12 protein-coding genes are annotated in these 15,164 nt (G+C 73.2%); 4 read left to right on the plus strand and 8 right to left on the minus strand.

Going from position 1 to position 15,164, the window contains the following annotated elements:
* Positions 1-97: 97 nt before the first annotated feature.
* Complete coding sequence (locus Acy02nite_RS38610) at positions 98-2,755, plus strand: helix-turn-helix transcriptional regulator (protein ID WP_203752930.1); 2,658 nt, start codon at positions 98-100, stop codon at positions 2,753-2,755.
* Here the strand turns inward: Acy02nite_RS38610 and Acy02nite_RS38615 are convergent.
* The 6 genes from Acy02nite_RS38615 to Acy02nite_RS38640 all read right to left on the minus strand — a co-directional run bounded on the left by Acy02nite_RS38615 (position 2,750) and on the right by Acy02nite_RS38640 (position 9,847).
* Positions 2,750-3,529: an SDR family NAD(P)-dependent oxidoreductase gene (locus tag Acy02nite_RS38615; RefSeq protein ID WP_203752932.1), complete on the minus strand. Its 780-nt coding sequence runs from the start codon at positions 3,527-3,529 to the stop codon at positions 2,750-2,752. The genes Acy02nite_RS38610 and Acy02nite_RS38615 overlap by 6 nt on opposite strands.
* A gap of 78 nt (positions 3,530-3,607) precedes the next feature.
* Entirely contained in the window at positions 3,608-4,567 is a 960-nt protein-coding gene (locus Acy02nite_RS38620; protein WP_203752934.1) for an alpha/beta fold hydrolase, read from the minus strand.
* Complete coding sequence (locus Acy02nite_RS38625) at positions 4,567-5,358, minus strand: alpha/beta hydrolase (RefSeq protein WP_203752936.1); 792 nt, start codon at positions 5,356-5,358, stop codon at positions 4,567-4,569. The genes Acy02nite_RS38620 and Acy02nite_RS38625 overlap by 1 nt, the downstream gene beginning before the upstream one ends.
* Positions 5,355-7,322, minus strand: a complete 1,968-nt coding sequence (locus Acy02nite_RS38630; protein WP_203752939.1) for a BTAD domain-containing putative transcriptional regulator — start codon at positions 7,320-7,322, stop codon at positions 5,355-5,357. Before Acy02nite_RS38630 ends, Acy02nite_RS38625 begins: the two co-directional genes overlap by 4 nt.
* Before the next feature lie 53 nt (positions 7,323-7,375).
* Positions 7,376-8,758 carry an FAD-binding oxidoreductase gene (locus Acy02nite_RS38635; protein ID WP_203752942.1) on the minus strand — a complete coding sequence of 461 codons (1,383 nt, stop codon included), beginning with the start codon at positions 8,756-8,758 and terminating at the stop codon, positions 7,376-7,378.
* A gap of 138 nt (positions 8,759-8,896) precedes the next feature.
* A complete protein-coding gene (locus Acy02nite_RS38640) occupies positions 8,897-9,847 on the minus strand; it encodes an EamA family transporter (protein ID WP_203752945.1) in 951 nt (316 codons plus the stop codon).
* A 69-nt stretch (positions 9,848-9,916) separates the two neighbouring features.
* On the opposite strand from Acy02nite_RS38640, the gene Acy02nite_RS38645 reads away from it, so the two are divergent.
* Positions 9,917-10,795 (plus strand): LysR family transcriptional regulator, encoded by an 879-nt coding sequence (locus tag Acy02nite_RS38645; protein ID WP_203752947.1) that lies wholly within the window; start codon positions 9,917-9,919, stop codon positions 10,793-10,795.
* A 67-nt stretch (positions 10,796-10,862) separates the two neighbouring features.
* Here the strand turns inward: Acy02nite_RS38645 and Acy02nite_RS38650 are convergent, their stop codons facing one another.
* Positions 10,863-11,444, minus strand: coding sequence for an SMI1/KNR4 family protein (locus tag Acy02nite_RS38650; RefSeq protein WP_203752949.1), 582 nt, complete (start codon positions 11,442-11,444; stop codon positions 10,863-10,865).
* A 138-nt stretch (positions 11,445-11,582) separates the two neighbouring features.
* On the opposite strand from Acy02nite_RS38650, the gene Acy02nite_RS38655 reads away from it, so the two are divergent.
* Positions 11,583-12,470, plus strand: a complete 888-nt coding sequence (locus Acy02nite_RS38655) for an SCO6745 family protein (protein ID WP_203752951.1) — start codon at positions 11,583-11,585, stop codon at positions 12,468-12,470.
* A 162-nt stretch (positions 12,471-12,632) separates the two neighbouring features.
* Positions 12,633-13,745, plus strand: coding sequence for an oxidoreductase (locus Acy02nite_RS38660; protein WP_203752953.1), 1,113 nt, complete (start codon positions 12,633-12,635; stop codon positions 13,743-13,745).
* A 61-nt stretch (positions 13,746-13,806) separates the two neighbouring features.
* Here the strand turns inward: Acy02nite_RS38660 and Acy02nite_RS38665 are convergent, their stop codons facing one another.
* On the minus strand, positions 13,807-15,084 hold the full coding sequence (locus Acy02nite_RS38665) for an NtaA/DmoA family FMN-dependent monooxygenase (protein WP_203752967.1): 1,278 nt from the start codon (positions 15,082-15,084) through the stop codon (positions 13,807-13,809).
* Positions 15,085-15,164 lie beyond the last annotated feature (80 nt).

Here is a 15,164-nt window from a genome sequence, read left to right on the forward strand (position 1 = left end):
CGGCCCGGCGGTGGCGCCGGAGGACTGACCCCGGGGGAGACCGAGCGGGAGGGAGCCGGTGTGCGAGGCTGACCGCCGACGGATCATGGGGGCGGTCGTGGGCGAGCCACTGGTGGGGCGTGCGGAGGAGCTGGGCCGGATCGCGACGGCGCTGGCGCGGACAGCGGAGCCGGCGGGCGCCGCGCTGGTGCTGCGCGGTGCGGCCGGCATGGGCAAGAGCGCCCTGCTGGCCAGGGCCGGCGACCTGGCGCGGGAGCGGAACATCAGGGTGCTGTCGGTGACCGGCGTGCAGGCCGAGACCCGCCTGCCGTTCGCCGCCCTGCGCCAGCTGCTGGATCCGCTGGGGCCGGTGGCGCTCGACGACGCCGAGCCGCCCGCCGCCGGCCTGCGGGCGCTGGAGCTGCTGAGCTCCGCCGGGGAGGCCGGCCCGCTCTGCCTGATCGTCGACGACGCCCAGTGGATCGATCTGCAGAGCTGGGAGGCACTGGCGTTCCTCGCCCGGCGCCTGCCGGACGAGCCGCTGGTCCTGCTCTTCGCGGTCCGCGAGAGCGACGAGGCCGCCGCCCGGCTGGCCGGGTCGGGGCTGGCCGAGACCCTGGTCGGCCCGCTCGCCGGCGACGCCGCGGAGTCGCTGCTGGACCTGGTCGCCGCCGACCTGTCGCCGGCGTTGCGCAGCCGAGTCCTGGCCGAGTCCGGCGGCAACCCACTGGGCCTGATCGAGCTCGCGGCCACCGCCGGGCAGTACGCCGGAGCGGGCTCGCTCCCGCTGACCGCGCGGCTCGAACGGACCTACGCGACGGTGGTCGCAGCCCTGCCGGCCGCGGCCCGCTCGCTGGTGCTGGTGGCCGCGCTGGACGACAGCGAGCAGCTCGGCGAGGTGCTCGCAGCGGGGGCCGAGCTGACCGGTGGCCCGGTCTCGCCGGCGACCCTGCAGCCGGCGCTGTCAGCGGGCCTGCTCACCACCGACGGGGTCACCGTGCGGTTCCGGCACCCGCTGATCCGGTCAGCGGTGCAGCAGGCCGCGGGCGTGGCCGAGCGGCTCGCCGCGCACGCCGCCCTGGCCCGGGTGCTGCCGGCGGAGAGCGACCGGAGCACCTGGCACAGCGCGGCCGCCACGGTCCGCGCCGACGACCGGCTCGCCCACCGGCTGGCCGAGCTCGCGGCGCGCGCCGGGCGCAGCGGCGCGGCCGACACCGCGGCGGTGGCCTGGCAGCGGGCCGGCGAGCTGACGGCGGACCCGCGCACCCGGGCGGACCGGCTGATGTGGGCGGTGACCGCGATGATGAAGCTCGGTGACCGGGAGCGGGCCGAGAATCTGCTGCGAACTCTCGGCGAGCACGACTTGGACACCGGGCAGCAGGTCCGGTTCCTGTGGATGCGCGAGGCGATGCTGGGCGAGGGCTGGTCCGGCAAGACCCGGCACGCCCGGCTGCTCGACGTGGTGCGCCGCCTCATCGACCAGGGCGACGACGAGCTCGCTCTCGACGCGCTCGGGATGTTCTCGCTGCGCAACTGGTGGGATCCGCCGCCGCCGGAACGCCGGACGGACATCGTCGCGCTCGCCGAGCGGCTGGCGATCCCGCCGGACGACCCGCGGCTGATCCGGGTGCTCGCGCACAACGCGCCGACCGAGCGGGCCGCCGAGGTGGTGGCGCGGGTGGGGGAGCGGCTGACGGCCCCGCCCAGCAACCCGGACCGGCTGTTCGAGCTCGGGGACGCCGCCACGTCGATCGGCGACCATCCGGCAGCCACGCTGCTGCTGGCCGACGCGGTGGCCGGCTCGCGCCTCAACGGGCACGTCAACACGCTACTGGCCGCGCTGAGGTCGCAGGCCTGGGTCGCGGCGCACGCCGGGGAGGTGCGGCTCGCCGTCATCGCCGGCGAGGAGGCGCAGAAACTCGCGCTCGAGATGAAGAACTTCGTCGGGGCGATCAGCGCGAAGCTGTGCCTGGCCCTGGCCGAGGCGGTGCGCGGCAACGACGCCGCGGCGGCAGCCCACGCCGACGAGTCGGAGCGGGCGTTGCATTCCGGCGGACGGCACCCGTTCCTGTGCGTCATCGCGACGGCCCGCGGGGTCGCACTGCTCGCCGCCGGGAAGCCCGTGGACGCGTTCGAGCAGCTCACGCGGGTGTTCGACCCGAACGACGCGGCCTATCACCCGTACGTGCGGCTCCTCGCCCTCGCTCATCTGGCCGAGGCGGGCAGGCTGGCCGACCGGTTGCCCGAGCTGGAGCCGATCGTCGACGAGTGCCGGGCCCTCGCCGCGACCGCGCCCTGGCCGGTCCTCACCGTTCACCTGCGCTACGCGACGGCGCTGCTCGCCGCCGAGCCGGAGCCGGCGTTCCGGGAGGCGCTCGCCGCGGACCTCGCCGACTGGCCGTTCGAGCGGGCCCGGACCCAGCTGGCGTACGGCGAGTGGCTGCGCCGCCATCGACGCCCGGCCGAGGCGCGTCCGGTGCTGCGCGCCGCGCTGGAGACGCTGACGGCGCTCGGCGTGACGCCGTGGGCCGAACGCGCCCGGCGCGAGTTGCGGGCGACCGGCGAGACGGTGCGTGCCGCGCAGGACCGGACCGCCCCGCTGACCGCCCAGGAACTGCAGATCGCCCAGCTCGCCGCGCGCGGGCTGAGCAATCAGGAGATCGCCCGCCAGCTCTACGTCTCGCCGCGCACGGTCAGCACGCACCTCTACCGGATCTACCCCAAGATCGGCGTGCGGTCCCGCGGCGGTCTGGCCGACGCCCTGCGGGACTCATAGGCTGGTGGTCATCCCGCCGTCGATCAGGACGTCGGTTCCGGTGACGTTCCCGGCCCGGTCACTGGCCAGCAGCAGGGCCAGGTCGGCGACCTCCCGCGGCCGGGTGAAACGGCCGGTGGCGGTGCCGCTGACCGCCTTCTCGGCGACCTGATCCGGGGTCACGTCGCTCGCGCCTCCGATGGTCTCGGCGACGCCACCGGCGCCGAGCCACAGGTCCGTCTCGACCGGGCCCGGGCTGATCGTGTTGACCCGGACGCCGCGCGGGCCGACCTCCTTGGACAGCGCTTTCGAGAAGTTCAGCAGGGCCGCCTTGCTCGCGCTGTAGTCGATGACGAGGGGGTCCGGCAGGGACGCGTTCACCGAGCAGATCGTGACGATCGAACCACCATTGCGGAGCAGTTCCGGAAGGGCCGCGCGCGTCACCCGTACGGCGGAAAGGAAGTTGAGGGTGAAGGTCTCGAGCCATTCCTCGTCGGTGACCGAGGTGAATCCGCCGAGCCGCGGATGGACGCCGCCGACGTTGTTGACCAGCACGTCCAGCCGGCCACCGAGCAGCGGGAGCGCGGTCTCGACCAGCGTGGTGGCGCCCTGCGGCGTGGCGAGGTCGACGGCGACCGGGTGAACGCCGTCGATCGCCGCGAGCTCCTTGCTCGTGGTGCGGGCCCCGGCCACCACGGTGGCGCCCTGCTCGGCGAAAGCGCGCGCGATCGCCGATCCGATGCCGCGGCTCGCACCGGTGACGACGACGCCTTTTCCGGACAATTGAAGATCCATGACAATGCCCTTTCCCGTACGCGGGGACGCCGCGACCCACTTCTCCGGGGATCGCGACGCCCCGCGGATTCCTGCGGGTTACCGGAAGAACGCGAGCAGTTTCGTCGTCATCTCTTCCGGGTGCTCCTCGTAGATCCAGTGCCCGGAGTTCGTGATCTTCAGATAGGTCACGTCCGTCGCATACTTCGGCACCTGGGACTCCAGGAAACCGTTCAGGCTGCCGTCGGCGTCCACCGCCAGCACCGGCATCGGCAACGGCGTCAGGATGTTGACCTTGTTCGCTTCGATGTCGGCCGGGAACGCCCGGAACCACTCGAAACTCGCCCGCAGATGAGCGTCGTCCCTCAGGTACTTGGCGAACACCTTCACGTCGTCCGGGCCGACGCCGTCCTTGACCACCTCGAGCTGGTCGGTGAAACCCTGCACCCACTGCTCCTCGCGGCCGTCGACGGTCTGCTCGGGCAGCCCGTTGCGCAGCGCGAAGAAGCCGAACTGCCAGCCGCCGTGGCCGGTCTCGGGCATCGCCGGGAACCCGTAGATGCTGCCGTCCGGGATCGGCGCCTCGCTGAGCACGAGCTTCGTGACCTCGGTGGGGTGCGCCGCGGCGTAGGCGTAGGCCACCATCGTGCCGATGTCGTGCCCGACCAGCCGGATGCCGGAGTTCAGGCCGAGCTTGACGAGCAGGCCGTGCAGGTCGTCGGCCATCGTCTTCTTGTCGTAGCCGCCGGCCGGCGCGTCGCTCTTGCCGGCGCCGCGCAGATCCGGCGCGATCACCGTGTAGTGCCTGGCCAGCTCGGGCATGACGGCGTGCCACTCGAACCAGGTCTCGGGGTAGCCGTGGATCAGCACCAGGACCGGGCCGCGCCCGCCGCGGACGTAGTTGATGCCGACGTCGCCGACGCGGACCTTCCGCTCGGTGAAACCGGCCGGCAGCCGGGAGTCGGCGGTGTCGTGCCCGTGCGCGTCGGCGACGACCGGCCCGCTGAGCGCGACGACCGCGACCAGCGTGGCGGCGATCGCCCGGATGGCCGCCCGCATCAGAGGCCCTGCCCTTTCAGCCAGGTCAGCGTGGTCTCGGCGACCTCGCGCCAGCCCGAGTCGATGGTCAGCGAGTGCGCCTTGCCGGGGAAGTCCACGATGTCGGTCACCGCGTGCGAGTGGCGGTACTGCTTGAGCGTCGCCCGGACGACCGTCTCCGGCACCGTGTGGTCCTTGCCGCCGGCCATCAGCAGCAGCGGGCCGCGCGACTCGTTGCCGGTGTTCACCTTCGCCGGCGAGTGCGGGTTGAAGTTCGCGGCGGCCGCCTCGAACAGCGGCTTGCCCGGGGCCGGGATCGACCACCGGTCGAACAGCTCGCGGGACTCCTGCTCGGAGACCGCGTTGCCGAACGCGTACCGGAACTGCTCGGGGGTCAGCGAGACCGCGCGGCCCGCGTTCGCCGGGTTGCCCAGCACCGGGAACCCGGAGCGCAGCGCGGACAGCGGCAGCGGCAGCACGCCCTTGATCTGCGCCGCGTCGATGGCGACAGCAGCGGCCGCCAGGTCGAGGCCGAGCAGTTTCTGGGCGATCATGCCGCCGAACGAGTGTCCGATCACGATCGGCTTGGTGTCCAGCGTGCCGATGATCTTCGCGTAGTGGTCGACGACATCGTCGATGCCGTGGCCGGCCAGCGCCTCCGGGTGGGCGCGGGTCTCCTCGACGGTGTCGGCGTCGCCGGGCCAGCCGGGCGCCCGGGTGCGGTAGCCGCGCTCGGTGAAGAGGTCGGCCCACGGCTGCCACGACGACGCGTGCAGCCAGAGGCCGTGGATGAAGATGACGGTGGTGGTCACAGCGGCAGAGCCTCCGAGGTCGGGTCGAGATCGCTGATGGGCGACGTTAGGCGCGGTGCTGTGGGCAAAGTGTGTGCGGGAAGTTGGCGCGGGTTCTGCCGGCTTGCCGGCCTCGTTCGCGGCGCCGCTGCTTCGCGCGCTGCGGTTTCCGGTGCTGCTGTTCCGCTCGGTGTCGTTTCCCGTGCCGCTGTTTCGCGTGCTGTCGTTTCCCGCGCCGGCGTTTCGCGTACTGCTGTTTCGCGTGCTGTCGTTTCCTGAGCCGCGGTTTCGCGTGCTGCTGTTTCGCGGGCGAAGAGTCGTAGCAGCTCGTGCATCCGGAATCGCCCGGGACCGATTTCGATCAGCATGCCGGCCGCTGACAGTTCCGAGGCGGCCGACGAGAGGCCGACCTCCGCCGACTCGTGCCCGAGCCGCGCGAAGGCCTCTGCCGCGTGCTCGGTCAAAGAGCTCACCGACAGAGCGAAGGATGCGCGTACGTCATCGGCCAGTCCCGGCGCCGACAACGCGTCCAGCCGGCCGGCGCGCAGCTCGGCGGCGAGCACCCGCAACGGCGCCGCAGGACCGTGCTGTGCCCGCGCCGCGACGATCGCCAGCGCTAGGGGCAGCCCACCGCAGTACGCGACGATCTCACCCGTGGCCACCGGATCGGCCGACAGCCGTGCCGGGCCCAGGCGTCTCTCCAGCATCCGCCGCGAGCCGAGCGGTGACAGCGGCGGCACCCTGATCACCGGCGCGCCGTGAACCGCCAGGCCGATCGGCTCCGCCCGGCCGGTCACGATCACCAGGCAGCCGCCGCCACCCGGAAGAAGCGGGCGGACCTGCCCGGCGTCCCGCGCGTCGTCGAGCACGACCAGCATCCGGCGCCCGGCGAGCAGGGTGCGGTAGAGCGCTGCCCGGGCGTCCACCGTCTCTGGCACGTCGCGACCGCTGACGCCCAGCCCGTCGAGCAACGCCGCGAGCGCCTCGCCGGAGGTCAGCGGGCGGCGTTCGCGGTCGAAGCCCCTCAGGTTGAGATAGAGCTGGCCGCCCGGGAACCTCCCCGCCACCCGGTGTGCCCAGTGGACGGCGAGCGTGGTCTTGCCGACGCCCGGCATGCCGGTCACCGCCACCGGCCCGGCCAGGTCGGCGAGCCCGTCGAGCAGCGCCAGCTCGGCGTCGCGCGCCGCGAAGACCGGCAGGTCGGCGGGGAGTTGCGCCGGAATCCGCGCGGCCCGGGCCGGCCGCAGCACGGCGTCGCGGGCGTCGGTGGCCTCGACGCCCGGCGTGATGCCCAGTTCCTCGCCGAGCCGCACCCGCAGCCGCTCGTAGGTGGCCAGCGCCCCGGCCTGATGACCGGTCGCGGCCCACAGCCGGATCAGCCGCGCGTGCAGCGCCTCGTCGAACGGCGCCTGATCCGCGGCCCGCCGCACCGCACCGAGCAGCAGCTCCGCGTCACCCGTGGCCAGCGCGAGGTCGGCGGCCTCCCGGGCGAGCGCGGTCAGCTCCTGATCGAGCGCGGTGAAGACGGTGTCGTTGCGGACCAGCGCGTCGATCCCGTCGGCCACCGTCCCCTGCCACAGGTCGAGCGCCTCCCGGAAAAGGTGGGGTTTCGCCTCCCGGCGACCCTGCTCGGCCAGCGCCCGCAGGCGCAGCAGGTCGAGACTCTCCGGGCCGACGGCGAGCCGGTAACCGCCCGCCGACCGGATCAGCCAGCTCCCCGGATCCCGCACCGGCAGAGCGGGCTCGATCAGCCGGCGCAGGAGCCCGACGTTGCGGTGCACCGCGTTGACCGCGGTGTTCGGCGGGGCGGCGCCCCACATCGCGTCCACGAGGTGCGCGAGGCTCATCACCTCGCCGCCGTGCGCCAGGAGAAGCGCGATCAACGTACGGGACTGCGGTGAGCCGAGGTGGATCTCCCTGTCACCGCGCCAGGCACGAACCGGGCCCAGCACGGTGAACCGGAGCGGGCGAGGGGACTTCTGCATGGCTCCGACGCTAAGCGTGTCCGTGCGGTCCTCGCGTACGTACTTTTACGCAGTTACCCGGCCGGCGGGATGTTGTGGTTGATCCGGAAGACGTTCGCCGGGTCGTACCGCCGCTTGATCTCCCGCAGTCGTGGGTACGCCTCCGGCGACCAGGCCAGCACCGCGGTCTGCGGCGCCGAGTCGGCGGCGAACATGAAGTTCAGGTAGCGCCGCCCGGTCGACCACGGCGCCAGCGCGTCGATCAGGCGCTGCTCGTACGCCAGCATCGCCTCCGCGTCCGGCGGCCCGCCCGCCGCGACCAGGAAGACGTTGAACAGCGTCTCGTCGCGGTTGCCGACCGCGTTCGGCACGGCCGGCGGACGCGACAGCGCGCCACCCAGGTGCCGGATCTCCGCGAGGACCAGTGGCGACGGCGCACCCGGCCCGGCCAGTTCCAGCACCGCGTCGACCGCCTCGGCGGGCAGGTCGTGCAGCAGGGCGCCGCGCTCGAACAGCGGTAACGGGTCGACCGGGTCACTGTGCACGGAGGCGATCGCGGCGTACGGCAACTCGGTGACCGCGTCGATGATCGGCGCGCCCAGCGCCCGGAACGGTGCCACCAGCCGCTCGCCCTGCGCCGCGTCGCCCAGGTACGTGATCCGGAGGTGCGCGACGAGCCGGTCGCGCAGCGGCTCCGGCACGAACGGCGCCGGCGGCAGGTGCAGCAGCCCCACCGATGCGGACATCTCCTCCGGCACGTCCTTCACCCACCGGCGGAACAGGTGCAGCACCTCCCCGGCGAGCTCACCGGGGAAGAAGATGCCGCCGCCGTAGAACGACGGGATCGGGAACAGCCCGAACTCGATGGCCACGACCACCCCGAAGTTGCCCTTGCCGCCGCGCAACGCCCAGAACAGCTCCGGGTCCCGCTCCGCGTCGACCCGCCGCAGTTCGCCGTCGGCGGTCACCACGTCGAGGGCCGTCACGTGGTCGGCGGCGTATCCGTGCTTGCGGCCGAACGGCCCGAGCCCGCCCCCGATCGTGTACGACACCACCGTCACCGTCGGCGAGGAGCCGTTCAGGGCGGCCAGCCCCACCTTGGCGAGCTGCTCGATCAGCTCGGCCCAGCGCACGCCGGCCTCCACCCGGGCGGTCCGGGCGTGCACGTCGATGCTGATCCCGCCCAGCCGCCGGGTCGTGATCATGACCGCCCCAGCGGACGACACCGCACTTCCGTGCCCGGCGCCGAGCACCGCCACCGGCAGGCCGCCGGCCACGGCGAACCGGACGGCGGCCCGGACGTCGGCCGCGTCCACGGCGCCCACCACCACCGACGGCGCGGGCACGACGGTCAGGTTGTAGGTGGCGGTCTCCGCCGCGTAACCCTCGTCCGCGGGGACGAACACCGGGCCGGTGACGACCGCGCGCAGACCCGCGACATCCATTGCTTCACTCACAGAGCGGTGCCTTCCTCGAAGCCGCGGCCGGCGATCACCGGCCGCGCCTCATTGGGCCACCCACCCAGTGGACGAAGTGTGGACACCCGCGCCTGTTCACCATCGCGATCGGCGGCGACACGGTGACGGCCGGGTCCCTCAGCGCGCCGGTGCCTCGCTCGGCGTGCTCTCCCGGGGTGCCGGGGACGGAACCCGCCGGGACGGCGTCCGGACGGCACCGACGTTGGCGGCGACGACCAGCGCGATGGCCAGCCCTTCGGCAGGTGTGAGCTGCTGGTGCAGGACGACATAGCCGGCGATCGCGGCGACGGCGGGCCCGAGGCTCATCAGGACGGCGAAGGTCGTGGTGGGCATGCGGCGGAGTGCCAGCAACTCCAGGGTGTAGGGCAGCGCCGAGGACAACAGCGCCACTCCGGCGCCCATCGCGAGGATGGACGGGTCCAGCAGCGTGGTTCCCGCTGTGCCCACGCCGAGGGGAAGGGTGATGATCGCGGCGGCGGTCATGGCCAGGGCCAGGCCGTCGGCCCGGGGAAAGCGTTGCCCGGCCCGTGCACTGGCCATGATGTATCCGGCCCACACGGCGCCTGCCGCGGTCGCGAAGCCGATCCCGGCCGGGGTGAGCCGATCGAATCCGGTGCTGCTCAGCAACGCCACCCCGGCGGCGGCCAGGCCGGCCCACAGCCAGCTCGCCGCGCGGCGGGCGGTCACCACCGACAGCACGAGCGGCCCCAGCACCTCCAGCATCACCACGGGACCCAGCGGGATCAGCGCGATCGCGTGATAGGCCAGCGTGTTCATGCCGGCGAGCGCCGCACCGAAGCCGCCGATCAGCAGCCAGTCGGCGCGCCGATGTCCCCGTACGCGGGGCCGGCACACCGCCAGCAGCACGAGCGCCGCGATCGTCAGCCGCAGGGTCACGGCTCCGTCCACCCCGGCCCGGGGGAACAGCAGCGCCGCGACCGCGCCGCCGAACGGACCCGACAGCAGGGCGCCCAGCACCAGCCCGACCGCCCCGGCGCGCCGTGTCGGGGACACCGGTGCCTCGGCAGGAGCGACGGCGGACGGCGTGGTGTCGGGAGCGCTGGTCATGCGGTCGACGTTAGGAGTCACCCCTCGGCCGCGGAAATGCCGAATGTGCTGCGGTTATGCTCTGTGGTTATGACCGTGGAGCTGCGGCATCTGCGCGCCTTCCTCGCCATCGCCGCCGAAGGCACCATCACCCGGGCCGCGGCCCGGCTGCACGTGACGCAACCCGCGCTCTCCCGCACCCTGCGCCAGCTGGAAGCACACCTGGGCGCCCGCCTGATCGACCGGTCCACCCATCACCTGCGGCTCACCGTCGCCGGGCACGCGTTCCAGCCGCGAGCCGCCGCCGCGGTCACGGCGGTCGACGAGGCACTCGACCCCGCCCGCGCCGGGACCTGGCCCCTGCGTCTCGGCCACGCCTGGTCGGCACTGGGCGAACACACCACGCCCCTGCTGCGCCGCTGGAAGCAGGAACACCCGGACACCCCCCTGCAACTGCTGCGCGTCGACGACCGCAACGCCGGGCTCGACCGCGGCACCGTCGACGTCGCCGTCATCCGGGGCGAGGCCGACCTGCCCGCCGAGGTGAACACCGTGGCCCTGCTGCTCGAGCCGCGCGTCGCCGCCGTCGCCGCCGACAGCCCGCTCGCCCGGAGGACCCGACTCACCCTGCGCGACCTCATCGCCAGGCCGATCGCCGTCAACACCATCGCCGGGACCACGGCCCTCGGTCTCTGGCCTCCGGACGACACCCCTGATGACACGATCGAGGTCGCCAACACCGACGACTGGATCGCTGCCATCGCCGCCGGCGACGCTGTCGGCGTCACGACCACCGCCACCGCGATCACCTACCCGAACCCCGCCGTGGCGTACCTGCCGCTCGCCGGCGTACCAGCCGTCACGGTCCACCTGGCCTGGAAGCAGCCCCCGAGCCATCCCGCCGTACCGGACTTCATCGCCCTCGCCCAGCGGCTCATCCCCGCACCACCCAGCACGACAGGCGGCTGAGCACGGGCCGGCTCTCTCGGGGCGGCACCGCGGGATCAGCGGCCGATCAGGGAAGCCGGTCCGGCGGTCAGTACCAGTGTTCGGCGCCGCTGAGGGCGGCGTCGAGCCACCGCTCGTACCAGGCGAGGAAGTCGGCGTCGGCGGTGAACATCGGCGCGCGGCCCCAGAACAGGTAGGCCACCCGCCCGCGGGCCGGCCCGGTCACCACCAGGGCGACCATGTCGCCGCACCCCTGGTCGGCCAGGGCGATCGCCCCTGGGTACCACTCGCCGTCCTCGTCCACGCCGGCGCGCTCGAACCAGTCCTCGCCCTTGCCGTAGTCGGCGCCCGGCACCGTGGGGAACGGCTGGGACAGCGGTTTCTTGGTTTCCTCCATGAGGATCCGATCCCAGTGGTGCAACGGGGTCAGCCCGTAGAACGGGCCCGCGCCGCCGAACTGTCCCGGTCCGCCGTGGCCGATCGTGGTGAGGAAGCCCCGGTACGCCCCGGGCAGCGTGATCCCGTGCTCGCGCTCGAACGTGGCGACCTGCGCCTCGGCCAGCGGTGGCCCGAGGACACAGCCGTGCGAGGACGCGCCGAAGATCTTCGGCCGGTCAAGACGTGACAGCTTCTCCCGCACGCGTTCCAGCCGTTGCTCGAGCGTTTCCATGCCGTCGAGCAAAGCATCAGCGATCCAGTCGGGGTCGCTCCGGGGGGTGTTCCGTCGGTGTTCCGGCCGGGGCGTGACAGCGACGCCGGTCACATGCGAGGCTACCCATCGGTAACTTCGGCGACGGAGGGTGGCGTCATGACGAATGCGACGGATTCACACCAGCAGGAAGCGGCGGCGATCGATCCGGCTCTGGTGCGTCAGGCCTGGCGACTGGCCGAGCCGCTGCACGGCATGATCTATTTCGTGCCCGAGGCCCACGAGCGGTACGCGGCGCTGGGCCTCACCGGGCGCGCCGGCTACTTCGCCTCGCGCGCGGCCGCTCTGGGGCCCGTCGGCGCCGAGCCGGTCACCGCCACCTTCTTCAACTTCAACCCGGGCCTGGTCGCCGCCGCGCTGCCCGCTGCCTGGGAGAAGACCACTCCGGCCGCGGTCCTGGCCGCCCGGCTGGAAGCCGCTGACGCGGCCCTGACCCGTGGCCTCGGCGACGCGGTGCACGGCCCGGAGGTGGCCGAGGCCGCCGGCCTGGCCCGTCGCGCGGCCGAGGCCGCCGCAGCCCACCCGCAGGGCCGTCCGTTGTTCGCCGCCCACGCCGCCCTGCCGTGGCCGGACCAGCCGCATCTGATCCTCTGGCAGGCGCAGACCGTGCTGCGGGAGTTCCGCGGCGACGGGCACGTCGCGGCCCTGCTGCTCGCCGGGCTGACCGGGCTGGAGGCGCTGGTGCTGCACGCCGCCTCCGGTGCGGTGCCGGAACGGTTCCTGCGCCGCAGCCGCGGCTGGAGCGACGAGCAGTGGGCCGGGGCGGTCGGCGACCTGCGGCGCCGGGGACTGATCGACGGCCACGAACCGGTGCTGAGCGCCGCCGGCCGCGCCCAGCGCGACGGGATCGAGGAGGCCACCGATCGGCTCGCCGCACCGGCGTACGCGGTTCTCGGCGCGGACGGCTGCCGGCGCCTCGCCGAGCTGGCTCGGCCCCTGAGCCGGACGATCGTCGCCGCCGGCTTGCTCAACGTGGACAAGGTTTAGCGCTGCTCCGGCGGGTGGTGGCTTCCGGGGTGTTCCCGGGACCCACGACCGGCCGCTCGTGCCGCCCGTCACAGCGTTTGCAAAAGAGAGCGTCTGCAACTACTTTTTCTTGCACACGTTGAAACAAGGCGTATGCAAGTAATTGTGGAACGGGTGGTCACCATGTCAGTGCTGTTCACGCCGATCACCCTGCCGGCCCCCGAGGGCCCGGGGCTCGTCCTGCGTAACCGCGCCATCGTCGCGCCGATGTGCCAGTACGTCATCGACGCCGAGGACGGGGTGCCCCGCGACTGGCACCTGCAGCATCTGGGCTCCTTCGCCGCCGGCGGGTTCGGCATGGTCACGACCGAGGCCACCGGCGTCGAGGCCCGGGGCCGGATCAGCCCCCGCGACGTCGGCCTCTACGACGACGAGCAGCAGCGGGCGCACGAGCGGCTGGTCACCTTCCTGCACTCGCAGGGCGCCGCGGCCGCGGTGCAGCTCGCCCACGCGGGCGGCAAAGCCTCCACCTTCCCGTGGCTTCCCGGCCAGCCGGACGGCACGGTGCCCGCCGCCGACGGCGGCTGGAGCACGGTCAGCGCCGTCGACGGTCCCGTGCTGCCGGGCCTGAGCGCCGCGGCCGGGTTGAGCCGCGAGGGCATCGCCGAGGTGGTCGCGGCCTTCGCCGCCGCGGCCCGTCGTGCGGACGCCGCCGGGTATGACGCGATCCAGCTGCACGGCGCGCACGGCTACCTGATCCACCAGTTCCTGTCGCCGCTGACGAACACCCGGACCGACGAGTACGGCGGTGACGAGGAGGGCCGGACCAGGCTCGCCCGGGAGGTCGCCGCCGCCGTGCGCGCCGTCTGGCCGGCGCACAAACCGCTCGGGATCCGGATCAGCGCGACCGACTGGGTGGACGGCGGCTGGGACGTGCCCGCTTCGGCGCGCCTGATCCGCCGGCTCGCCGAGGAGCACGGTGTGACCTGGGTGGACGTGTCCTCAGGGGGCCTCGGTGGCGGTGCGGCGATCCCGGTCGGTCCCGGATATCAGGTGCCGCTGGCCGCGGAGCTGACCCGGCAGCTCGCCGGCACGCCCGTCGTGGTGAGCGCGGTGGGCCTCGTCGAGGAGGCGCTGCAGGCGGAGACGATCCTGGCGACCGGCCAGGCGCACGCCGTGTCCATCGGCCGGGCGGCCCTGCGCGATCCGCATTGGGCCACGTCCGCCGCGGCACGTCTCGGCATCGACCGCACCGAGCTTCCGCGTCCGCCCCAGTACTGGCGAGCCGGCTGGTAGCAGCCCCGCAACGCCCTGCCGGGGCCTTCGTGACGCCGTACCCGAGCAGGGTGTTGATCCTTCAGGGGGTCAGGGTGAGGCCGAGATTGTCGCGCAGGGTCGCGCCGCGGTAGTCGTCCTTGACGATGCCGCGGCGGCGCAGGTCGTGCAGCAGTCCGTTGACGACGAAGTCGTGCTGGACGTCGTCGGCCAGCCCGCCGAGCGAGAGCACGTCGAGCACCCCGGCGTCGAAACGCTCCTGCACCGCGTCGGCCAGCTGTTCCGGGGTGCCGGCCACCGACCAGTGGCCGGTGTCCTGGGCGGCCTGGATCAGCTCGCGCAGCGTGTGTCCCTCGCGGATCAGCCGGCTGAAGATCTCGGCCCGCCCGCGCCGCCGGTTGATCCCGCCGATGTCCGGCAGCAGGCTCTCCGGCAGCCGTTCGTCGAGCTTGGCCTCGGTGAGGTCGATGCCGCCACCCAGCATGCCGGCGACCAGCTCGCGGCCCTTCTCGTAGTCGATCGCCTCGAGGCGCTCGCGGACGAGCCGCCGGGCTTCGGCCTCGGTGGACCCGAAGGTCGCGTGGAACGAGCTGAAGATCAACGGCAATCCGCGCGTACGGCCGTGAGCCGCCGCCTGTGCCCGGATCCGGCCGGTGAACTCCTCGGCGTCGGCCAGCGTCGGCAGCGCCGTGAAGACGATCTCGGCGAAGCGGACGCCGAGCGCGATCCCGGCGGCCGACTGTCCGGCCTGGATCAGCACGGGCCGCCGCTGTGGCAGGGGCGGGATGTTGATCGGTCCCTCGATCGAGAAGAACTCGCCCCGGTGCCGGATCGGTTCGATCAGCGAGGGGTCCAGCACCGCCTGCCCGTCCGGGCCCGCGCGCAGGGCGCCGGGCCGCCAGCTGTCCCACAGCGCGTTCACCACCTCGACCGTCTCAGCCGCCCGGGCGTAGCGCTGCTCGGGTGAGGGCAGCTCCCCGGTCCCGAAGTTCTGTTCCCCGATCGAGGAGGTGACCAGGTTCCAGGCGGCCCGGCCGTTGCTGACGTGGTCGAGCGTGGCGAACATGCGGGCCAGGTTGAACGGGTGGTGGAACGTCGTGGAGACGGTCGCGATCAGTCCCGCCTTCGAGGTGACCTGGCTGAGCGCGGCCACGAAGATCAGCGGTTCCTGGGCGCCGATCGTGCCCTGCGCACCGAATTCCAGCAGGTCCGGCACGAACAGCGCGTCGATCCGGGCCGCCTCGGCGCGCTGGGCGACCAGCGTCGCGGTGGCCAGGGTGGAGCGGTGCGGGTCGAGGGCCAGTTCGTAGGGGCCGGGGTGGCCGCCGGCGCTGGCGACAGTGGCGAGAGTGCGTCTCATCGGTTCTCCTGTCGGTACGGTCAGTGCCCGCTCCACCGTACCCGATAAGTTCTATAGGTTTTATATGTATTGCGGGGGGC

This window comes from Actinoplanes cyaneus (assembly GCF_016862095.1).
Taxonomy (GTDB): domain Bacteria; phylum Actinomycetota; class Actinomycetes; order Mycobacteriales; family Micromonosporaceae; genus Actinoplanes; species Actinoplanes cyaneus.

What these genes read in the sequence shown, in the direction of transcription:
- Acy02nite_RS38615 (WP_203752932.1), bottom strand. Translation starts at nt 3,529, where the DNA reads ATGGATCTTCAATTGTCCGGAAAAGGCGTCGTCGTCACCGGTGCGAGC.
- Acy02nite_RS38620 (WP_203752934.1), bottom strand. Translation starts at nt 4,567, where the DNA reads ATGCGGGCGGCCATCCGGGCGATCGCCGCCACGCTGGTCGCGGTCGTC.
- Acy02nite_RS38630 (WP_203752939.1), bottom strand. Translation starts at nt 7,322, where the DNA reads ATGCAGAAGTCCCCTCGCCCGCTCCGGTTCACCGTGCTGGGCCCGGTT.
- Acy02nite_RS38640 (WP_203752945.1), bottom strand. Translation starts at nt 9,847, where the DNA reads ATGACCAGCGCTCCCGACACCACGCCGTCCGCCGTCGCTCCTGCCGAG.
- Acy02nite_RS38645 (WP_203752947.1), top strand. Translation starts at nt 9,917, where the DNA reads ATGACCGTGGAGCTGCGGCATCTGCGCGCCTTCCTCGCCATCGCCGCC.
- Acy02nite_RS38650 (WP_203752949.1), bottom strand. Translation starts at nt 11,444, where the DNA reads ATGGAAACGCTCGAGCAACGGCTGGAACGCGTGCGGGAGAAGCTGTCA.
- Acy02nite_RS38655 (WP_203752951.1), top strand. Translation starts at nt 11,583, where the DNA reads ATGACGAATGCGACGGATTCACACCAGCAGGAAGCGGCGGCGATCGAT.
- Acy02nite_RS38660 (WP_203752953.1), top strand. Translation starts at nt 12,633, where the DNA reads ATGTCAGTGCTGTTCACGCCGATCACCCTGCCGGCCCCCGAGGGCCCG.
- Acy02nite_RS38665 (WP_203752967.1), bottom strand. Translation starts at nt 15,084, where the DNA reads ATGAGACGCACTCTCGCCACTGTCGCCAGCGCCGGCGGCCACCCCGGC.